The sequence below is a fragment of the Nocardia sp. Root136 genome (assembly GCF_001427185.1).
Lineage (GTDB): Bacteria > Actinomycetota > Actinomycetes > Mycobacteriales > Mycobacteriaceae > Nocardia > Nocardia salmonicida.
Map to the genome: position 1 here is coordinate 1,925,043 of NZ_LMFE01000001.1, position 18,156 is coordinate 1,943,198.

The following is an 18,156-nucleotide window of genomic DNA, read 5'->3' on the forward strand; positions in this document are numbered from 1 at the left end:
ACTGGCTCCCCGTGATCACCATGCGCAACGTCAGCAAGTCGTACCCGACCTCGACGCGACCGGCGCTGGACAATGTTTCCGTCGATGTGGAAAAAGGCGAGTTCGTCTTCCTCATCGGCCCGTCCGGTTCGGGCAAGTCGACTTTCATGCGACTGCTGCTCAAGGAAGAGGCGCCGACATCGGGCGAGATCCGGGTCGCCGACTTCCGGGTCGACAAGTTGCCGGGGCGCAAGGTGCCCAAGTTGCGGCAGCGGATCGGCTGCGTGTTCCAGGATTTCCGGCTGTTGCAGCAGAAGACCGTGGAACAGAACGTCGCGTTCGCGCTGGAGGTGATCGGCAAGCGACGTCAGTTCATCGAACGGACGGTGCCCGAGGTGCTCGACATGGTCGGGCTCGGCGGTAAGGGGCAGCGCTTGCCCTCGGAGTTGTCCGGTGGTGAGCAGCAGCGGGTCGCGATCGCGCGCGCGTTCGTCAACCGGCCGCTGGTCCTGCTCGCCGACGAGCCGACCGGCAACCTCGACCCCGATACCAGCGCCGACATCATGGCCCTGCTGGAACGGATCAATCGCGTCGGCACCACGGTGCTGATGGCCACCCACGACAACCACATCGTCGACGCCATGCGAAGGCGGGTGGTCGAACTGGACCACGGCAGACTCGTGCGCGACGAAGCGACCGGCGTCTACGGGGTGGGTCGATAATGCGACTGAGTTTCCTGTTCACCGAAATCGTCGACGGTCTGCGCCGCAATCTCACGATGACCATCGCGATGATCCTGACCACGGCGGTGTCGCTGATGATGCTCGGCGGCGGCATGCTGTCGGTGCGGATGGCCGACAAGACCGAGAACTTCTTCATCGGCCGCCTCGAGGTGCGCTTCTACCTCGACGACGCGGTCTCCGACACCGATCCCGACTGCGCCGCCGACCCGTGCAAGTCGCTGCTCGCCGACCTCAAGCAGACCTCGGGCGTGGAGAGCGTGCAGTTCCTCAACCGCGCCGATGCCTTGGAAGAGGCGAAGAAGCTGTTCGCGGATCAGCCGGAGATGGTGCAGTACATCTCGGATTCACCGCTGCCTGCCTCGTTGCGGGTGAAGATGACCGACGCCGATCAGTACCAGCACATCTACGACAGCTTCGCGACCCGACCGGGTGTGCGGATCGTGGCCAATGACAAGGAGTTCGTCGACCGGCTCACCAGCCTGTTCGACGGGTTGCGCAACGCCGCGTTCGGTTTGGCGCTGGTGATGGCGCTGGCCGCGATGCTGCTGGTGTTGAACATGGTGCAGATCGCCGCGTTCACGCGGCGCACGGAAGTCGGCATCATGCGGCTGGTCGGCGCGACCCGCTGGTATACCCAGCTACCGTTCCTCCTCGAAGCGGTCGCGGCCGCCTTCGTCGGTTCGGTACTCGCGGTTCTCGGCCTGGTCATCGCCCGGCCGCTGGTGATCGACCGGGCGCTGGGCCCGCTGTTCGACAGCAATGTCTTCCCGCGCATCACCGGCGACGACATCGCGGTGGTGGCCCTGACGATTGCCCCCGTCGGCATCGTCTTCGCCGCCGTCACCGCCTACCTCACTCTGCGCTACTACGTGCGCGAATAGAGCCTGTGCGCGGGACGGCCGATGCGCGGGTGCTACTTCAGGTCCGGCACCGGCTGTCCCCCCGCATGGGCGAGGCTCGCGCCGAGTTGAGCGGCGAGTTCGGATCTCTGACGGTCCAGGTCGGCGATGCGACGTTCCAGGTCGGCGGTTCGCTCGGCCATGACTCGCACCGACATCTCGCAGGCTTGCACCGGCCCCGCCTCCTCAGCGCACGGCATCAGCAGGGCGATGTCATCGGTGTTCAGTCCCGCGGCCAGCAGTTCCCTGATTCGGGCGACCGTGGCCACCGCCGACGCGGGGTAGCTGCGGTACCCGTTGCCGTCGCGGTGCGGATGCAGCAGACCCTGCTCCTCGTAGTAGCGCAGCAGCCGGGTGGCGACCCCGGTGCGTTGCGCCAATTCACCGATCAGCATGTGATCACCGGCATCTTCGGCTTGACCTTCACACCCATGTCAATCCCTAACGTCGCTGCCATGAACACGATTCCCCTGCACACCACCGTCCACGGCTCCGGTCCCGGCATCGTCCTCGCGCACGGCGCGGGCGGCGGAATCGAGAGCAATTTCGGCACCGTGATTCCCACGCTCGCCGCGGCGCACACCGTGGTCGCGTCGGACTACCCCGGCGACGAGACCCCGTTGGATCTCGACGGCCTCGCCGATGCCCTGGTGGCGGCAGCCGTCGACGCGGGTCTCGAGACCTTCGCCATCGTCGGTTTCTCGCTCGGCACCGCGGTGGCCGTGCGCGCCGCCGCGCGCCACCCCGACCGTGTCACCGGCCTGCTGCTCACCGCGGGCCTGGCCGCTCCCGACAATCGCGCCCGGCTGGCCGTGCGTGCCTGGCAGGACCTGCTCGAGCGCGGCGACCACGAATCCTTCGCCCGGCTCACCGTGCTCACCGGCTTCTCCACCGGCTTTGTCAACAATCTGCCCGCGGCCACCGTCGACGACATCGTTCGTCAGACCGCCGCCTCGATTCCCGGCGGCACCCGCCAGCAGGCAGCGCTGGTCGAGTCGGTCGACACCACCGCCGACCTCGCCGCCATCGCGGTGCCCACCCTTGTCGTGGCCACCACCGCCGACCTGCTGGTCGATCCGGCGAACTCGCGGACGCTGGCCGCCGCGATCCCCGGCGCCGAATACGCGGAGATCGACGCCGGCCATGTCGTCATGGTCGAGCGCCCCGACGAATGGGAGAAACTCCTGACCGGTTTCCTCGACCGTCACGGTCTCTAGATCTCCGCGACGACCAGGACCTCAGCCGAGCGTGCGCAGCTGCGGCCAGAGTTGCGACCACGGTGGTCGTGCGGCGGCGATCTGCTCGACGTAGCGGGGCCAGGCGATGGTTTCGCCCGCGTCGTAGTTGATGGCGAGGACGGGCGAATCCCGCAACCACGCGATCGGCCACACCGGCAGGAACACCAGCGCCGACAGCACCGCGTTCACCACGAACACCGAAGTGACCGCCGCCCACCGCCCAACTCTCCCGCCAGCAACCCCGCACACACCACGACGACGGTGGCCGCGGCGACGGCAGGCAATCTCATGACACATAACGAATCGGGATCGACCGCGGCCATGAGTCTGGCCAGAAACGGCGACAACGGCGGCTGATCAGGGTAAGACCAGTCCAGACGCCGACCCGCTGCCAGGAAATACAGCTCGTCGCGGTGGTAGCCGTAGCGCCCCGAAGTGACCAACAGAACGAGCGCGAATACCGACGCGATGACGGGCACTGGACCAGGGTGACAGAAACCGGCATTTCCACCACGGGTCGGCACACTTCTTACTCCGGAGTAAGATAGTCTTACCGAAGAGTAAGATGGTGGGGTCGAAGGCACCCCGACAGCCGAGGAAATCAGGTGATGATGAGCACTCGAGACAGCGCGACGAAGCGACGTCCGAACGACACGTCCGCGGTCGGCCTCAGCCAGCCCAAACGGGACTGGATGGGCGCCGCGATGCGCGCTTTGACGACCATTACTGGGTCGGAGCTCGCGGGCAAGTACAACCTGCGCAAGCCGATCGAGCGAGTCACCTACGAGGGCACCAAGACCGGGTTCCGCACCCTGGGCGCGGCCACTCGTACCTTCGCGAAGGTGGCGGGCAGCGGTGAGCCCAAGCGTCTGGTCGACAACGAGGCCAAGACCAAGGGCTACTTCGATCTCACCCCGACCGACGAGCAGCAGATGATCGTCGAGACGGTGCGTGACTTCGCGGGCGAGATCCTGCGCCCCGCGGCCTACGACGCCGACAATGCCGCCAAGGCCCCGCGCGACCTGCTCGAGCGCGCCGCCGAACTCGGCATCACCCTGATCAACGTCCCCGAGGAGCTGGAAGGCGCGGCTTCCGAGCGCGGCGCCGTCACCAACTCCCTGGTGGCCGAGGCGCTCGCGCACGGTGACATGGGCCTGGCGCTGCCGATTCTGGCGCCCAGCGGCGTCACCGTCGCGCTCTCGCAGTGGGGCACCGACGCGCAGCAGCAGACCTACCTACCCGCCTTCACCGGCGACGCGGTGCCGCAGGCGTCCGTGGTGATCAACGAGCCGCGCGCGCTGTTCGACCCCTTCGCCCTGCAGACCAAGGCCGTTCGCTCCCCCAGCGGCTACAAGCTCACCGGTGTGAAGAGCCTGGTCCCGGCCGCCGCCGATGCCGAGCTGTTCATCGTGGCGGCCGAACTCGACGGGCGCCCCGCGCTGTTCATCGTCGAGTCCGACACCGCCGGGCTGTCCGTGGAAGCCGATCCGAGCATGGGCCTGCGCGCCGCGGGCCTGGGTCGACTGATCCTGGACAACGTAGCCGTCGGCGCCGATGCCGTTCTCGGCGACAGTGACGCCAAGACCCGTGCCGCCGAATACGGCGACGCGGTGCAGCTCGCCCGGCTGGGTTGGGCCTCGCTGGCCATCGGCACCGGCCAGGCCGTGCTCGACTACGTGATCCCGTATGTGAACGAGCGCGAAGCGTTCGGCGAGCCGATCTCGCACCGCCAGGCGGTGGCCTTCATGGTCGCCAACATGGCGATCGAGCTCGACGGACTGCGTCTGGTGACCCTGCGTGGCGCCTCGCGCGCGGAACAGGGCCTGTCGTTCGCCCGGGAGGCGGCGCTGGCGCGCAAGCTGGCCACCGACAAGGGCATGCAGATCGGCCTGGACGGCGTGCAGCTGCTCGGCGGTCACGGCTTCACCAAGGAACACCCGGTCGAGCGGTGGTACCGCGACCTTCGTTCCGTCGGTGTCGCCGAAGGCATCGTGCTGGTCTAGGCCCGTTTCTCACCTTCGTAGGAGCCCCCCAATGATCAATCTCGAACTCCCCAAGAAGCTGAAGGCGAGCGCCAACCAGGCCCACCAGGTCGCCTCGCAGATCTTCCGTCCCATTTCCCGCAAGTACGACCTCGCCGAGCACGAGTACCCGGTCGAGCTCGACACGATGGCCGCCATGATCGAAGGGCTCGCCGACTCCGGCACCCAGAAGATCGGTGGCGCCGCGGGCGGCCGTAACGACGAGGCCGACGCGGATCTGACCGCGAATGCCAACGGCGGCAACATGTCCGCGCTGCTCAACTCCCTTGAGACCTCGTGGGGCGATGTCGGCCTGATGCTCACCATCCCCTACCAGGGACTGGGCAATGCCGCGATCGCCGCGGTGGCGACCGACGAGCAGCTCTCGCGTTTCGGCAAGGTGTGGGCCGCGATGGCGATCACCGAGCCGTCCTTCGGTTCCGACTCCGCCGCGGTGACCACCACCGCTGTTCTCGACGGCGACGAGTGGGTGCTCAACGGCGAGAAGATCTTCGTGACCTGCGGTCAGCGCGCCACCCACATCGTGGTGTGGGCCTCGGTCGACAAGAGCCTCGGTCGCGCCGCGATCAAGTCCTTCGTCGTCCCGCGTGACGCTCCGGGTCTGTCGGTGGCGCGGCTCGAGCACAAGCTCGGCATCAAGGCCTCCGACACCGCGGTGCTGCTGCTGCAGGACTGCCGCATCCCCGCCGACAACATCCTCGGCTCGCCGGAAGTCAACGTGGAGAAGGGTTTCGCCGGGGTCATGCAGACCTTCGACAACACCCGTCCCCTCGTGGCGGCGATGGCCGTCGGCGTCACCCGCGCCGCGCTCGAGGAACTGCGTAGCGTCCTCACCGAAGCGGGTGTCGAGATCTCCTACGACACCCCCGCGATGAACCAGTCCGCCGCGGCCGCCGAATTCCTGCGCATGGAAGCCGACTACGAATCGGCCTACCTGCTCTCCCTGCGCGCCGCCTGGATGGCCGACAACAAGAAGCCGAACTCGCTCGAGGCCTCGATGTCCAAGGCAAAGGCGGGGCGCACCGGCACCGACGTCACCCTCAAGGCAGTGGAACTGGCCGGCTCCATCGGCTACTCCCAGCGCACCCTGCTCGAGAAGTGGGCCCGCGACTCGAAGATCCTCGACATCTTCGAAGGCACCCAGCAGATCCAGCAGCTGATCGTGGCTCGCCGCGTCCTCGGAAAGACCAGCTCCGAGCTGAAGTGACCTGGTAGACAACGAAATCCGGTGCGAGTCGATTTGCTGACTCGCACCGGATTTTTTGTTTCCGGAAGCCTTCCGATTTTGGCTCATGGTCTCTCAGGCCGCTTCCAGGCCGTTCTCGGGGGGAAGCTCCCAGATGTGGGCCGACTCGTCGACGGCCTGGCGGGCGCGGTCGTGGCTGGATGCGAGCAGGTGCGTATAGACCCGAAGGGTGAAGCCGGGGTCTTCGTGGCCGAGGTAGTCGGCGAGTTCCTTGACCGAGACACCGCGCGAGAGCAGTTTCGAGGCGTAGAGGTGACGCAAGCCCGAGTGCATCCCGTCCGCACGGTTCACGTACTCGAGGTCAGCTTTGCCGAACGCAGGCTTCCACACGATCTTGCTGAACAGGTCGCCGCTCATCGCCTCGCCCTTGCTGTTGGTGGTCAGCAGTGGCACCGTCACCATTTCAGCATCGGCAGTACCCCATGGCAACGTGACCAGCTGGGCGGGAAAGGTCTTCAGGTGGTCGTCGATCGCGTCGAGCAGAGCCGTGGACAGTGGTACGTAGCGGGTTTTCTCCCGCTTCGGAAGCGCGAACATCAGCGCACCCTTGACGTATTTCACCTGGCGCTGGACGTGCACAGTCATCGCGTCCCGGTCGATATCGGCCGGCGAAAGTCCGAGTAGCTCGCCTTGCCGAAGACCCAAGCCGACGCCGATCGGGATCACGATGGAATAGCGTTTGTCGATCTTCGCCAGCCCGGAACGGACGAGTGAAACTCGATTGTCTTGCCAGACAATAACTTTTGGACTTCTCCGCACGGGTCGCCGGATCGTCTTCGCATGGCATGGGTTGGTCCGGATCAGCCGATCGTCGACCGCCGTGTCCAGAACGCCGACGACGATGTCGAACAGGACAGCCTTATAGTTTTCCGAGTACTTCTTCTCGTCGAGCTTGCTCACCCAGTCGCGAACGGTCGACGGCAACACCTTTCCCAACGGGAGGTCCCCGAACTCGGGGTAGACGCGCGAATCGAGCCGACTCCGCAAGGTTTCACGGCTCGCTGGGTCGGCTGACTGCGCGCGGAACCAGCTCTCGCCCTGCTGCCGAAAGGTCTTTCGGGTTGCCTTCGGGTCGATGTACTTGCCCTCGCGCTTGTCCGATTCGACCTCGATCAGGAAGTCCTCAGCGCGCCCCTTCTGCTTGTCCGGAAACGACTTTCCACGCTCTGCACCGTCCGGGTCCTTATAGCGGGCCCGATAACGCATCCCGTGCCCGTACAGCTCGGTCTTTTCCATAACCGGCTTACCGCGGCCGTTGACGATGACGATGCCGTTCTCGTCCTTCTTGGGACGCCACCAGCGGTCGTCGATGTGGCCCATCAGGCGGCCTCGTCCATGTCAGCCCAGGCACGCAGGCGAACAGGGTTGTAGCGCAGGTGTCGGCCGATCTTGCGTACCGGAGGACCGTCACCGTGCCATTTCCACTGGTAGAGAGTCTTCACGGGTATGCCGAGGTAGTAGGCCGCTTCGTCTACTGTCCACATGCGGTCATCGGGCAGTTCCATCGTTGATCCCTCCCTATGCTGCTTCGGATTGCTGAATAGAAGTCGGTGTGTCTGGCGGGTTGTCGCCCAAGGCCATGCGGGCGTTGGTGTACTCGACTCGCCATATCGAGCGGGCATTCACCAGCGCCATCACGAGGTGTTCGCGCGGTGGTGCGTCCGGATCGCCCGGCGGGACCGGGTACACGCGCACGTGTGACCGAACAAATTCCGCGCGTTCGGCCTTGTGATCGGGCAAGGTCTTGCCGGTCCACTTCTTCGAGTTCAGGACCCGCCGACCGGGAACCACGAAAGTGTCGCGCCGGTGGGCATTGGTCTTGCAGTAGCCGGGCTGGGTCTTCTCGGTGGCACCCTTGGGAACGATGCCGTAGCGCAACCACACCCCGCATTTCGGCGAGCAGGGCGTTACGCACATCTCCGCGTGGAGGCGGTCGTAGTGCTCGGCGACACGACGGGAACCCGGTTCGAGCAGGTCAGCGACGCTTTTGGTGAGGTACTTGGTCAGGTAGCGGACCCGTCGTTCCATCTTGTCGGTGCCGCCGAGGATCTGAATCGGCTTGGCCTGCACCCCGAACCGGATCACGTGGGCCGGTTCGAGGTCGTCTACCTCGTCCATCACCGCCCGGGCGTCAGCCCAGGAGGTCAGCGGGTCGCCGGTTTGCGGGTCGACGAAAGTGCCGGCGTCGTAGTCCCATTCGGGCATCTGCCCGTCGTGGTAGACCGGCTTGTCGAAGTGGGGCCACCAGATCTGGCGGTAGGTCGCCGCGGTGACCGCTTTCAGCATCTTGTTCGATACCGACCCACGGATAGCGATGTGGGCGTGCGGAGCACCACGTTTCTGAGGTTCGACGCTGGCGAAGTACTGCACATCCCAGCCGACCGCCCGACGCAGGTTCTGCACCCACCTATCGAACAGCGCGGCGAAATGGATCGCGTCACGGGCAGCGCGGGAGTAGTCGTAGGTGTCTGGGTCGACCGGCGAGCCATCCGAGACCATCGCGCCCTTGCCGTCTTTGCCTGCCTTGGGGTCCCAGACCTGGTTGATCTCGCCGTAGCTGTCGAGGGTGACGGTCAGGAAGGTGGAGGGCTGGTAGCCGTTGTAGACCTGGCCCAGGGTGCGCTTTTCGACCTTGCGGCGGGGCAGGTTCGGCACGTCCTGGCGGCGGCGGGTGGACTTGGCCTTGCGGCGTGGTTTGTCCTCCAGCGACGGGAACCGGCCTTTGACGCCGAGGTCACGCAGTTCGGAATCGATCTCGGTGACCAGGGCGCGGATCGAGTCGGCCAGGTCGGTGTCTTCGTCTTCGCGGGCCTGACGGAACTGGTCGAACAGCTTCGCGCGGGCAGTGAGCAAGTCGGTTTGTTCCTGAGTCGGCTCGACGGTCTCATCGACCGGTTCCTTACTCAGGCACCAACCCTCACGGAGCTGGTTCATCCGCAGGGTGCGGTAAGCCTTGGCGCACGCCGGGCAGATCGCTTCGAAGCGGCATTTGCACGGGGCACCGATGTAGGAGATCTTGCCGGTGGAATCGTCGACGGCGCGCATCGGTATGACCCGAGCGCACACGCCTTCTTTCTCGGCTGCCGATTCGGCGATGTCCTTCAGAGAGGGCATTGCCCGGCGCTGGGCGGCTGTTGTACGGCCGAGGGAGACCACGGGGGCGGGTTCGGCGGTGTTCGTGGTGGTGTCCATGGTGTGGCCTCCCTCAGCTAGGTGATTGGTGGTGGTCATGCGGCCTTGCGCGATGGCAGGGTCTTGAATCCGGCCATCGATTCGAAGTCGACGACGATCGGTTCGGCGAGCGAATCGGAGCGACGGAAGGTGACCTCGAGGAGGCTGGCGCCGACGATCGCGACTTGGGCGTGGCGGGTACCGAAGGCGTGGGCCAGGTGCTCGGCGCGGTTCTCCCAGTCGCTGGGGGCATGTCCTGGCAGCATCTTCACCCGGACCGTGTCCAACGATTCCCCGATCCGCACCCCCATCAGCCGCGGGACACTTACCCGGTCGCCGTCCTTCTTGGTCAGCAGGCAGGCATCCATGACGGCGGACCAGCGGCGGCGGTAGCGGAACCAGGTCAGCCAACGGGACCGGATGCGACCGGTGAGCCAGCGCTCGAAGGTCTGCGGGCTCAACACTCGCCACAGCACCATCCCCGCGACAGCCACACCAGCCACCCCGACCCCGGAACCGAGAGCATCGGGAACAGGACCGCCAACCAGACCAGGTGGAACGCCGCGGTGACGATGGCGACCAGCAGCTTGCCGAGCATTTCCATGACCACGTCGCCGAGGTCTGTGTCGTTCGTGGTCGTGGTGGTTGTGCGAGTCATGCTGGGGTCCAATCGAATTCGAGCTGTGTGGGAGCTTCTTCGTCACTGGAGAAGGTGAGCCACGGGTCAGCTGTGTTGTGTCGGTAGACCACTTCGGGGCCTCGAGGGTCCTTGCCAGCGGCTACGAAGGCATCTCCCGCCCCGCGAGCTTTGGGAAGCGGGTGGACTGTCTCGCCGACGAGCAGGCCCCAGTACGGGGCGTAGGCCGGTCCTTTCGTCATGCCGCGTCGTCCCATCCATCCGTGCCGTAGTCGTTCCAGGCAGGGGCGTGGCCGGTCTCGGCGAGCATCGTCACCGCCACGGCGAGGGGGTCCAAGCCGCGGGCTTCGGAGCGGCAGCGGCTGCGGGTCTGGAAGTCGATGACGTCGGCGAGACCGTTGTCGGTGCGGGTGGTGTTCTTGCGTGCCATGTCAGTACTCCTTGTGATCGGCGGGGAAGATTCCGCAGACGGTGCATTCGAGTTCGGTGAACTGGTGGCCGTCGCGCTGGCACTGCTGAGTCGCTAGGCAGATGTCGCAGCGGACGGTGTCGCCGTCGTAGACCCAGCCGGATACGCGATCGGCGCTGAGGAACGAGACGGCTTGGTTGGTGGAGTCGAAGCAGATCGATTCCCCGTCAGCGTCGGTGAGGATGTCGCCGCAGGTGTCGCAGTAGGTGACGACGTGGGATTCGGTTGCCGCCCGCCCCTGCTCGTCGTCTTCACCGGGGATGTAGTCCGGGTCGAAGTCGGTGTAGTCGGCTTGAGGTGTGTAATCGGGCTTTTCGGGGGCGTACGCGGCCACCATGGCGTCGATGTCGTCGTTGGCCACCCAGAACGCCCGCACCCGCGAGAATCCCGCCCGACCGTCTTCAGCGACGTAGCCGACACCGGGTGTGTCCGCGGGGATTTCGGTGCACCGCGCACCACGGTCCTTGGCCGATTCGCCGTGCACCATGGCGATCTGAGTCGGCTCATCCAGACGCAGCCCGATCCGGACGGTGAACAGCTGCCGGTTCGGCATGGTGTCCTTGGACGGGTCCTGCACCGCCGAGACCACCGAGTAGCCGACCGCACGACCCTGGGTTTGCAACAGGCCCGACAGCTGCCGGAACTTCTCCTGCTCCTCACGGGACGCATACGACGACAACGCCGCAGCCTCATCGATGATGATCAACACCAGCGGATCAGCCGGAGACGGCTCGAACACGCGGACCCTCGCGGCCTTGAGCTTGGCGGTTCGTTCCCGCATCTGCGCCACCGCGTCCGAGAGCATCGCCAAGATGCCCGACGACTCCCACTCGAACCGGGTGAACAGGTCCTCACCGCGGGAAAACTCCATGCCCCCCTTGGGGTCCGCGACCCACACATCGACGTATCCGGCTTTGATCGCGCGCCCGAGTCCGGCGATGATCGACCACAGCACCGAGCCCTTGCCCGACCCGGTGGCACCGGCGAGCAGGATATGAGCGCCGAGGATGCGCAGCAGCCACAACCGGCCGTCCTCATGCCTGCCGACCGGGACCGCTTCCAGGTCCACCCCGGTCGCTTCCTGCACCGAGGCAACCGGTTCGGCCAGGGTGTCGAAGCACCACAGTTCGAGGCGGACGAATCCCGGTCCGGCTTGGGAGACGAGGACTTTCGGGACCGCGAGGTATTGGGCGAGCGCGTCGGCGGTGTCTTCGTTGGTCCAGTCGGTCAGTTTCTGCCCGCCGACGATCTGCACATCGAGCACCGCACCTGTAGGGGTCAGGTCGACACCGCCGATGATGGTGGGCCAGTTGCCCGCCGAACCCAAACCCAGCGCGGCCCACATCATCTCGAGGTGCTTGCCCTCGGTCAGGATCACGGCCGCGGGGCGCAAATCCGCCGGCACTGAGGCGAACGGGTCAACAGCAACGGCGCGGGTCCGGGCTGGGTTGTCGAGGTGACGCCACCACAGCATCAGACCGGCCGCGATGACCGTCGACAGCGAAACAATGGTCGTACCCATCACGCCACCGCGCGCAATGTCGAGGTCCGTGCATCCAAGGCAGCGGTGAGCTGGTCGATCAACGTGGCAGCGTCGGCGACGGTGGCAAGCAGCAACGTCGAGCCAAAATCCACACACACCACGTCGGTGCTGCTGCGGTATTCGGCTTGAATCACTAAGACCTGCGAGATTTCGGCGTCGCCAACGTGAAAGCTGCCCACGGAGATCAGTGCTGAACGTTCCATGTCAATTACCTCCTGAAGGAACCGCGACCGGAACAGGACGCGGAGGTTGGAAAGGTTGAACCACCCGCACAGGCGGCGGTGTGGTCGGCCGGACAGGTGCCGGGAGAATCGGTGAACTCGTCGGCATCGGAGCCGGAACAGGTTCGGGGACAGAAGGTTCGACCGCGACGTCAGGGGCAGCGGGTTCGGTTGACGAGGTGTTGCGAGTGCGCAACAGCACCGCCAGGCCGTGAGTGTCGAGCAACAGGGCAGCGGGGGCGATCACCGCGAGGATGGCAGCCAAAGCGCCGTGACCCGAGACCAGCGCGTGAGCGATATTCCCGCCGATCGAGACCGTGGCCCCGGCGATCAGGACTCGGGTGAAGAAGGTCCGTTCGGGGCTGTCGGCCAGGGCCAGGACCGCGATCGTGGCTTGAATGATGGTGCCGTCCACGATCACCGGGAACAGCCACGCCAGATGAGTCGGTGTGTGAGCCCGGACCGCGAGGTCACGCAGAGCCGCGAACGAGAGAACGAACGCGGCCCCACCGATAACAAGAACGATGAGAACGGCGGACCAGCGAGCCCACCGAACACTCTTGGGCTGCTGATCCGCCGTACTCACGGTCACGCCGCCTTGAACTCAGTCGCGGACTTCTCAGCGGCCACCTGCTCGGCCCGGACATGCTCGGCGGCATCGTGTTCCATCACCAGACGCGGAAGCCGTTCGAGCAGAACCCGGGCATCCTCGACCGTCAGGGCCAAACGTGCACCGCCGTACTTCTTGTCCAGTTCGACATTGAAGTAGGCAGGGATGGTGCTGCTCTCGTCATAGGCGGCCGGACGCGGTGCGGAGTAGCTGACGAGGATGCCGGGCGACGAAGTGTGAATCGTGATGAAGGACATGACGATCACGCGGCCTTGTCAGCGACGGGGCGGTTGCGGGCACCGGAGTTATCGCCCTTGATCGCACCCGCGAAGTACTGGTAGCCCAGGTACTTGAACTCGCCCTGCCCCATCACCTTCGGCTCAGCCATCAAGCCTTCCACCTGGAGCATGCGCAGACCCGTGCCGGGAGCCAGCTCCTCACCCGTGACCGCCGGAACGTTCTCGGCCAGGAAGATCAGCTCGAAGCTCTTGCGCTTGGCCTTGGGCTCGTGCGGATCGGTGACGTTGGCCTTCCACATCAGCAGGCCCGTGCCCTCGTTGGTCTTCGGGTTGTAGTCGCGCAACTGCTCAGGCATCGCGTTGCGGTCCGGGTTGTACTTGATCGCAGCCTCGATCTGACCGTTGAGCAGCAAACCCATCGGGAACGCCTCGGCCTGCGAGACGGGGAAGCGGTAACCGCGCTGAAGTGCCATGGTCTGTCTCCTTGTGTGCTGGGGGCTTCGGTGGATGTCGATTTCGGTTGGTATCTGTGCCCCGCGTCACTAACGGTAGCAACTGCTACCCATGGAAAGCAACTACTTTCGTGAGGCAATTCACGGCAACCTTGGATTCGACACTTTCCCCAGGTCAGAACGTCAGTGGCAACTGATACCCTCGCGTTAGCAACTGCTACCGAAGGAGTGCCGTGCCCGCGAGCGACGCCAAACCCACCGCCCCTGCTCGGATCGCGCAGGCCATCCGTAACGACATCGAGGCGGGGCGACTGCGAGACGGTCAGCGACTCCCATCAACGCGGGAGCTCGCGAAGGAATGGCAGGCAAGTCAGCGCACGATCAGCGATGCGATGGACCTCCTGGTCAAGGAGGGTTATGTCGCGACGCAGAACCGGTCCGGTCGCATCGTCACGACACCGACATCGGTCACGCTTGCGCTGTCGTCCCCGCTTCGCCCGATTCGCCCACGGATCGTCTATGTCGGCGGCTTTCCCGGCTCAGGCAAAAGCGAGTTCGCTCGAACGCTGGCTCGGGCTACAAACTGGGCGTTCCTCGACAAAGACACGATTGCGCGTCCGCTGATCGAACCTGCGCTCGAAGACCTCGGGCGCAGCGTCAACGACCGTGAATCCACGACCTACTTCGAACGTCTTCGCCCACGCGAGTACGAGGCGCTCGAAGGCGTGATCAACGACAACATCTCCGTGGGGACATCGGTGATCGCCACCGCCCCTTATATCCGGGAATTCGACAACCGCGCGTGGTTGGACCGCGTTACGGCCCGCGGTGAGACCCTCGAAGCGGACTGCACTTTCGTCTGGGTCCGCTGTTCTCTCGACACGATGCTGATGTACCTCAAGAGGCGTGGCGCCGGACGCGACAGCGGCAAACTTGCCGATTGGGACACCTACAGCGCCGGTCTGGATCTGAACTTCCGGCCCGAGGTCGCGCATGTCGTAATCGACAACGACCCCGATAGCCCCCCGCTTCGCACGCAGGCGCAGCAGCTCATCGAGTCGTTTCGGCGGGACTCAGGCCAGTGAAGACGGGGATCATCATCTATGGCGCACCGGCTACCGGAAAAGACACAATCACGGCCGCCCTGACGCAGCGCAACCCGCGATATCGGCTGTTCGAACGAATCAAGTGCGGGCCGGGTCGCACAACGGGGTACCGAATGACCGACGAGGTGGAGATCGCCCGTCTCGCTGAAGCAGACCAAGTTATCTGGAGTAACGAGCGGTATGGCGCACGCTATGTGATCGATAGACCTGGCCTGTCCCAACTGCTGGACGACGGCTTTACTCCGGTTGTCCACGCTGGTCAGCCCGAAGTCGTCGACGCTGTGAAGACCGCTATGCCCGAGGTTCTTTGGACCGTCGTGCAACTGGTAACCGACCTCGCGACAGCCAGAGCGCGAATCGTGGCTCGAAACACTGGCGACACTGCCGAACGCCTCGCAGCCAGCGTGGAAACCCCCCGCATTACCGCCACAGCAACACTCGACACGGCCCGGATCGAACCAGACGAGGCCGCGAGTTACATCGAGGCCGCCGTGCGACTACGCAACGCTCAAGCATCCACCTGACGCTGGAGCATCCACCCGACTCGAGCGGGCCGACGTGGATTGCCAAGAACAGCAACCGATCTAGCTGGGCTCAACGGCCGGGTTCACAACATCCCGAGTGTGCACCGCCCGTCACTTTGAACGAAGTTGTTGCTGAATTTGGCTATATAGAGTCAAGAGCGCACCGACGGCGCTACGCGCCGCCGCCGCGCTACGACGCGCAGCGCGGCTCCCTGAACAGCGGTCGCCGCGGCGCGTCGAGCGCGTCGGCGGCGCGATGGCCGCCGGTGCGCAGTTGGTTCTCTTCGCGTGTTCTGGCATCCGCTTCGGCGACGTGGCAGCACGCGGACTCTACAGAGCTGGCCGCTTTTTCGTTCACCGAGCAGTGCTGGGCACTCCGTGAGCCGTCCCCGACTTTCTCTCCCGCAACTCGTCCACCGAATCCGCTGCACTCGCACGTGGGGCCTGGCTGTGGTCCAGTCGCAGGAACTTCGAAACCGGACTGACCTGCACGGATGAATTGCTGAACAAAAATCGGTCGAGCGACAGCCATGCGTGGCACCTTGTCGACTGGGGATCATGTGGTTGCGAAACCCCTGCCTCCTCATGGCCCGATTGTCTGACCTCACTCGGTCGTGTCAAGGGAGAGAGCGCCCTTGACACGACCTCCCTCAGCTCAGGGATGGCCAGGACGAGGAAGCAGGGGAAGGTGAAGTCGACTTCGATGCGCCGACGCGTAAATTAAATCAAGAACACTCGAAGGGGATGAGGGGCTGATCAGTTGCATTCGGGGCACCAAGTTCTGATGCAGTTGCTGTAGCACGAGTAATCATATCCGCCGCATGCCACATAGCACCCATGGACACAGCCGTAGCAGCTTCCGACGCCAGGTGGCGTTTCATCTGGACCGCCTCCAATCCCCCTGGCGATCGGAGGGTTCGCCAACTGCTCGGTGATCAGCCGCGCAAACACCACACCTTCCTCGGTCTGAGGCTCTTTGAACTGAATACCTGCTACGTGGTGCATGTGGTCTTTACACTTCCGAGTCCCCAGCAAACTGATCTCCTCGATCATGCTTGCAGGAATGGAAACCCACATGGAGCAGTCCCTGGTCAGCTGAATGGAGTCACTGTCCTCATCAGCTGCTCGCACCATGCCCACAACCTGCACTGGAGCTGCGAGCGTGCCCAGACGCAGACGCTCGATGAACTGTGAAGGGTCTCTGTCTACGCTCATGACTCACTTCCCTCTCTGTCGCGAAGGCCATCAACGAACAATCTCGATTTGACCTGCCGTGCGTGCAGTCGAACAGGCCCTCAAGGGTTCTTCTGGTCGGTCACGCCAACAAATGAGGGACCTGCCGTGACCCTGCAACGATAGCCTCCGCCTATTAGGGATTCGAGAGTTTTGGCGGCTGTGTCGAGCATGGCATTCACCGCTCCCGCAGCGAGCAAAGGGCGCGCCCGCGGTTGTCACGACGTTGCCACATGTCCCGCAAACGACCTCGGACACGGCAAGACCCCCACGGAAGTATTTCGCCACTTCACGCAGGGATACGGACGTCAGCAGACCGCCGTCAGACACGACGATTTCGACTCGTAATGAAGTGGTCGACACCAGAGCCCCAGGCCGTCTACAGGCCGTAGGAGGTCGGAAATGGCCCAGAACTGACGAGAACCGACAAGATCCAGAAGCGCAGCTCAGAGCCACTTTTCGAGGTGTTTCACCGGGAGGCAAGATCATGGCCGGAAGATCCTCGACATCTTCGAAGGCACCCAGCAGACCAGCAGCTGATCGTGGCTCGCCGCGTGCTCGGGAAGACCAGCTCCGGGCTGAAGTGACCTGGTAGACAACAACAAATCCGGTGCGAGTCGACTGCTGACTCGCACCGGATTTTCTGTTTTCGACGCATTCGCTTGCCCGGCAGCAGATCTCGCCGCATGCAAATTCTCTTCACGGTGTTTGAACCTCACGGTGCGGGCATTACCGCAGAGGAAGAGATAGGGAACATCATGAGCGTATTTCGCAGTGCGAACAGATATCGGCGACGTGATCGGGTCCGAACCGACCGGCGCGGGTGGCGGTCGGTCCGAAACCGGAGCTGGGGCCGCCGGTCCTATGACCGGGCGCCGCGCAGGTCCGCCAGTTCCGGCGGAGTGGAAGCAGTCGCCCGTTTCGGTTTCGTAGCGCGTGGCGTCGCCTACGTCGTGATCGGCATTCTCGCTTTCATGCTGGCGATCGGAACGGCCGAGCACGAGCCGGATGCCGGCGGGGCGCTGGCCGCGATCGCCGCGAAGCCGCTGGGTTATCTGCTGCTGTGGATTCTCGTGTTCGGCTTCGCCGCGCTGGCTGTGTGGCGCGCGGTGCAGGTGGCCGGTGCGGGGCGGACCTATTCGGGCGGACACCGCGCCTATGCCGTGATCTCCGGGATCGTCTATGCCCTGGCCTTCTGGGGCACCCTGCGGTTCGTGATGCACGGGCGCACGCCGACGCCGAGCGACGCGGTCGCCCGCGATCTGACCGGCCGCATCCTGAGCTGGGACGGCGGCCAGGTGGTTGTGCTGCTGATCGGTATCGCCATCCTGGCCTTCGGTATCTGGCAGACGGTGCGCGGTCTGCGCCTCGACTTCGCCGAGGACCTTCGGATGGGCTGGATGACGCACGGTATGCGGGAGGCCGCGATCTGGCTGGGCCGGATCGGCTATCTCGCTCGGGGCGCGATCGTGATCAGCATCGGTTTCGCCGCCATGGTCGCAGCGGTCAACTACGACGCCGCGGCCGCCAAGGGTATCGACGCGGTCCTGCATGATTTCGCCGGAAATCCTTTCGGCCCTTGGCTGCTCATGCTGATCGCGGTCGGCCTCATCGCCTTCGGCGGGCTGTCCTTCCTCGAGGCCAAGCACCGCAGGACCTACGGCGGCGTCCCGGTCTGACCCGCGGACCCGCTCGAATCCCATCCTCGGCGTTTGCCGGATCAGCCCGGATCGGCTCTGTGCAGCGATACGGTGATGGTCGAATCGTCGCGCGCTGTCACCGACTCCGCGCGACGAACGGCAGA

General features: G+C 64.8%; 21 protein-coding genes. 8 read left to right on the top strand and 13 right to left on the bottom strand.

Annotated features, from left to right (window positions below; genetic code table 11):
- Positions 1–11 precede the first annotated feature (11 nt).
- Both ftsE and ftsX read left to right on the top strand, forming a co-directional pair.
- A complete protein-coding gene (ftsE, locus tag ASD42_RS08965; protein ID WP_056812609.1) occupies positions 12–701 on the top strand; it encodes a cell division ATP-binding protein FtsE in 690 nt (229 codons plus the stop codon).
- Positions 701–1,603 carry a permease-like cell division protein FtsX gene (gene ftsX, locus ASD42_RS08970; protein ID WP_056812613.1) on the top strand — a complete coding sequence of 301 codons (903 nt, stop codon included), beginning with the start codon at positions 701–703 and terminating at the stop codon, positions 1,601–1,603. The genes ftsE and ftsX overlap by 1 nt, the downstream gene beginning before the upstream one ends.
- A 32-nt stretch (positions 1,604–1,635) precedes the next feature.
- Here ftsX and ASD42_RS08975 read toward each other — a convergent pair whose 3' ends face one another.
- Positions 1,636–2,016 carry a MerR family transcriptional regulator gene (locus ASD42_RS08975; RefSeq protein WP_056812616.1) on the bottom strand — a complete coding sequence of 127 codons (381 nt, stop codon included), beginning with the start codon at positions 2,014–2,016 and terminating at the stop codon, positions 1,636–1,638.
- Positions 2,017–2,076: 60 nt separating this feature from the next.
- Between ASD42_RS08975 and ASD42_RS08980 the strand changes: the two genes are divergently transcribed.
- The gene (locus ASD42_RS08980; protein WP_056815837.1) at positions 2,077–2,838 is read left to right on the top strand and encodes an alpha/beta fold hydrolase; all 762 of its coding nucleotides are present in this window, start codon (positions 2,077–2,079) and stop codon (positions 2,836–2,838) included.
- 21 nt (positions 2,839–2,859) lie between these two features.
- On the opposite strand, the gene ASD42_RS35185 is transcribed toward ASD42_RS08980, so the two are convergent.
- Positions 2,860–3,057, bottom strand: a complete 198-nt coding sequence (locus tag ASD42_RS35185) for a hypothetical protein (protein ID WP_131817110.1) — start codon at positions 3,055–3,057, stop codon at positions 2,860–2,862.
- A 407-nt stretch (positions 3,058–3,464) separates the two neighbouring features.
- On the opposite strand from ASD42_RS35185, the gene ASD42_RS08995 reads away from it, so the two are divergent.
- Complete coding sequence (locus tag ASD42_RS08995) at positions 3,465–4,862, top strand: acyl-CoA dehydrogenase family protein (RefSeq protein ID WP_371852071.1); 1,398 nt, start codon at positions 3,465–3,467, stop codon at positions 4,860–4,862.
- 31 nt (positions 4,863–4,893) lie between these two features.
- Positions 4,894–6,108: an acyl-CoA dehydrogenase family protein gene (locus ASD42_RS09000; RefSeq protein ID WP_056812627.1), complete on the top strand. Its 1,215-nt coding sequence runs from the start codon at positions 4,894–4,896 to the stop codon at positions 6,106–6,108.
- Between the two features lie 93 nt (positions 6,109–6,201).
- On the opposite strand, the gene ASD42_RS09005 is transcribed toward ASD42_RS09000, so the two are convergent.
- The 11 genes from ASD42_RS09005 to ASD42_RS09055 form a co-directional block, all read right to left on the bottom strand.
- Positions 6,202–7,467, bottom strand: a complete 1,266-nt coding sequence (locus ASD42_RS09005; protein WP_056812631.1) for a tyrosine-type recombinase/integrase — start codon at positions 7,465–7,467, stop codon at positions 6,202–6,204.
- On the bottom strand, positions 7,467–7,652 hold the full coding sequence (locus ASD42_RS09010) for a helix-turn-helix transcriptional regulator (protein ID WP_056812634.1): 186 nt from the start codon (positions 7,650–7,652) through the stop codon (positions 7,467–7,469). Before ASD42_RS09010 ends, ASD42_RS09005 begins: the two co-directional genes overlap by 1 nt.
- Positions 7,653–7,665: 13 nt before the next feature.
- Entirely contained in the window at positions 7,666–9,339 is a 1,674-nt protein-coding gene (locus tag ASD42_RS09015) for a replication initiator (RefSeq protein ID WP_056815840.1), read from the bottom strand.
- Between the two features lie 35 nt (positions 9,340–9,374).
- On the bottom strand, positions 9,375–9,812 hold the full coding sequence (locus tag ASD42_RS09020; RefSeq protein ID WP_156677406.1) for a hypothetical protein: 438 nt from the start codon (positions 9,810–9,812) through the stop codon (positions 9,375–9,377).
- Entirely contained in the window at positions 9,776–9,976 is a 201-nt protein-coding gene (locus tag ASD42_RS09025) for a hypothetical protein (protein WP_056812639.1), read from the bottom strand. Before ASD42_RS09025 ends, ASD42_RS09020 begins: the two co-directional genes overlap by 37 nt.
- A gap of 217 nt (positions 9,977–10,193) precedes the next feature.
- Complete coding sequence (locus ASD42_RS09030; protein WP_056812644.1) at positions 10,194–10,385, bottom strand: hypothetical protein; 192 nt, start codon at positions 10,383–10,385, stop codon at positions 10,194–10,196.
- A 1-nt stretch (position 10,386) separates the two neighbouring features.
- Entirely contained in the window at positions 10,387–11,946 is a 1,560-nt protein-coding gene (locus ASD42_RS09035; protein ID WP_056812647.1) for an FtsK/SpoIIIE domain-containing protein, read from the bottom strand.
- Positions 11,946–12,170, bottom strand: a complete 225-nt coding sequence (locus ASD42_RS09040) for a hypothetical protein (RefSeq protein WP_056812650.1) — start codon at positions 12,168–12,170, stop codon at positions 11,946–11,948. Before ASD42_RS09040 ends, ASD42_RS09035 begins: the two co-directional genes overlap by 1 nt.
- A 1-nt stretch (position 12,171) precedes the next feature.
- Complete coding sequence (locus tag ASD42_RS09045) at positions 12,172–12,774, bottom strand: DUF2637 domain-containing protein (RefSeq protein WP_084787121.1); 603 nt, start codon at positions 12,772–12,774, stop codon at positions 12,172–12,174.
- Between the two features lie 2 nt (positions 12,775–12,776).
- The gene (locus tag ASD42_RS09050; protein WP_056812656.1) at positions 12,777–13,064 is read right to left on the bottom strand and encodes a hypothetical protein; all 288 of its coding nucleotides are present in this window, start codon (positions 13,062–13,064) and stop codon (positions 12,777–12,779) included.
- Positions 13,061–13,510, bottom strand: a complete 450-nt coding sequence (locus tag ASD42_RS09055; protein WP_056812659.1) for a hypothetical protein — start codon at positions 13,508–13,510, stop codon at positions 13,061–13,063. Before ASD42_RS09055 ends, ASD42_RS09050 begins: the two co-directional genes overlap by 4 nt.
- A gap of 212 nt (positions 13,511–13,722) precedes the next feature.
- On the opposite strand from ASD42_RS09055, the gene ASD42_RS09060 reads away from it, so the two are divergent.
- From ASD42_RS09060 to ASD42_RS09070, 3 genes are all read left to right on the top strand, one after another.
- Positions 13,723–14,574, top strand: coding sequence for an AAA family ATPase (locus ASD42_RS09060; RefSeq protein WP_156677407.1), 852 nt, complete (start codon positions 13,723–13,725; stop codon positions 14,572–14,574).
- Between the two features lie 134 nt (positions 14,575–14,708).
- Entirely contained in the window at positions 14,709–15,119 is a 411-nt protein-coding gene (locus ASD42_RS09065; RefSeq protein ID WP_235569350.1) for a kinase, read from the top strand.
- 2,135 nt (positions 15,120–17,254) lie between these two features.
- Positions 17,255–18,031, top strand: a complete 777-nt coding sequence (locus ASD42_RS09070) for a DUF1206 domain-containing protein (protein ID WP_056812666.1) — start codon at positions 17,255–17,257, stop codon at positions 18,029–18,031.
- Positions 18,032–18,156 lie beyond the last annotated feature (125 nt).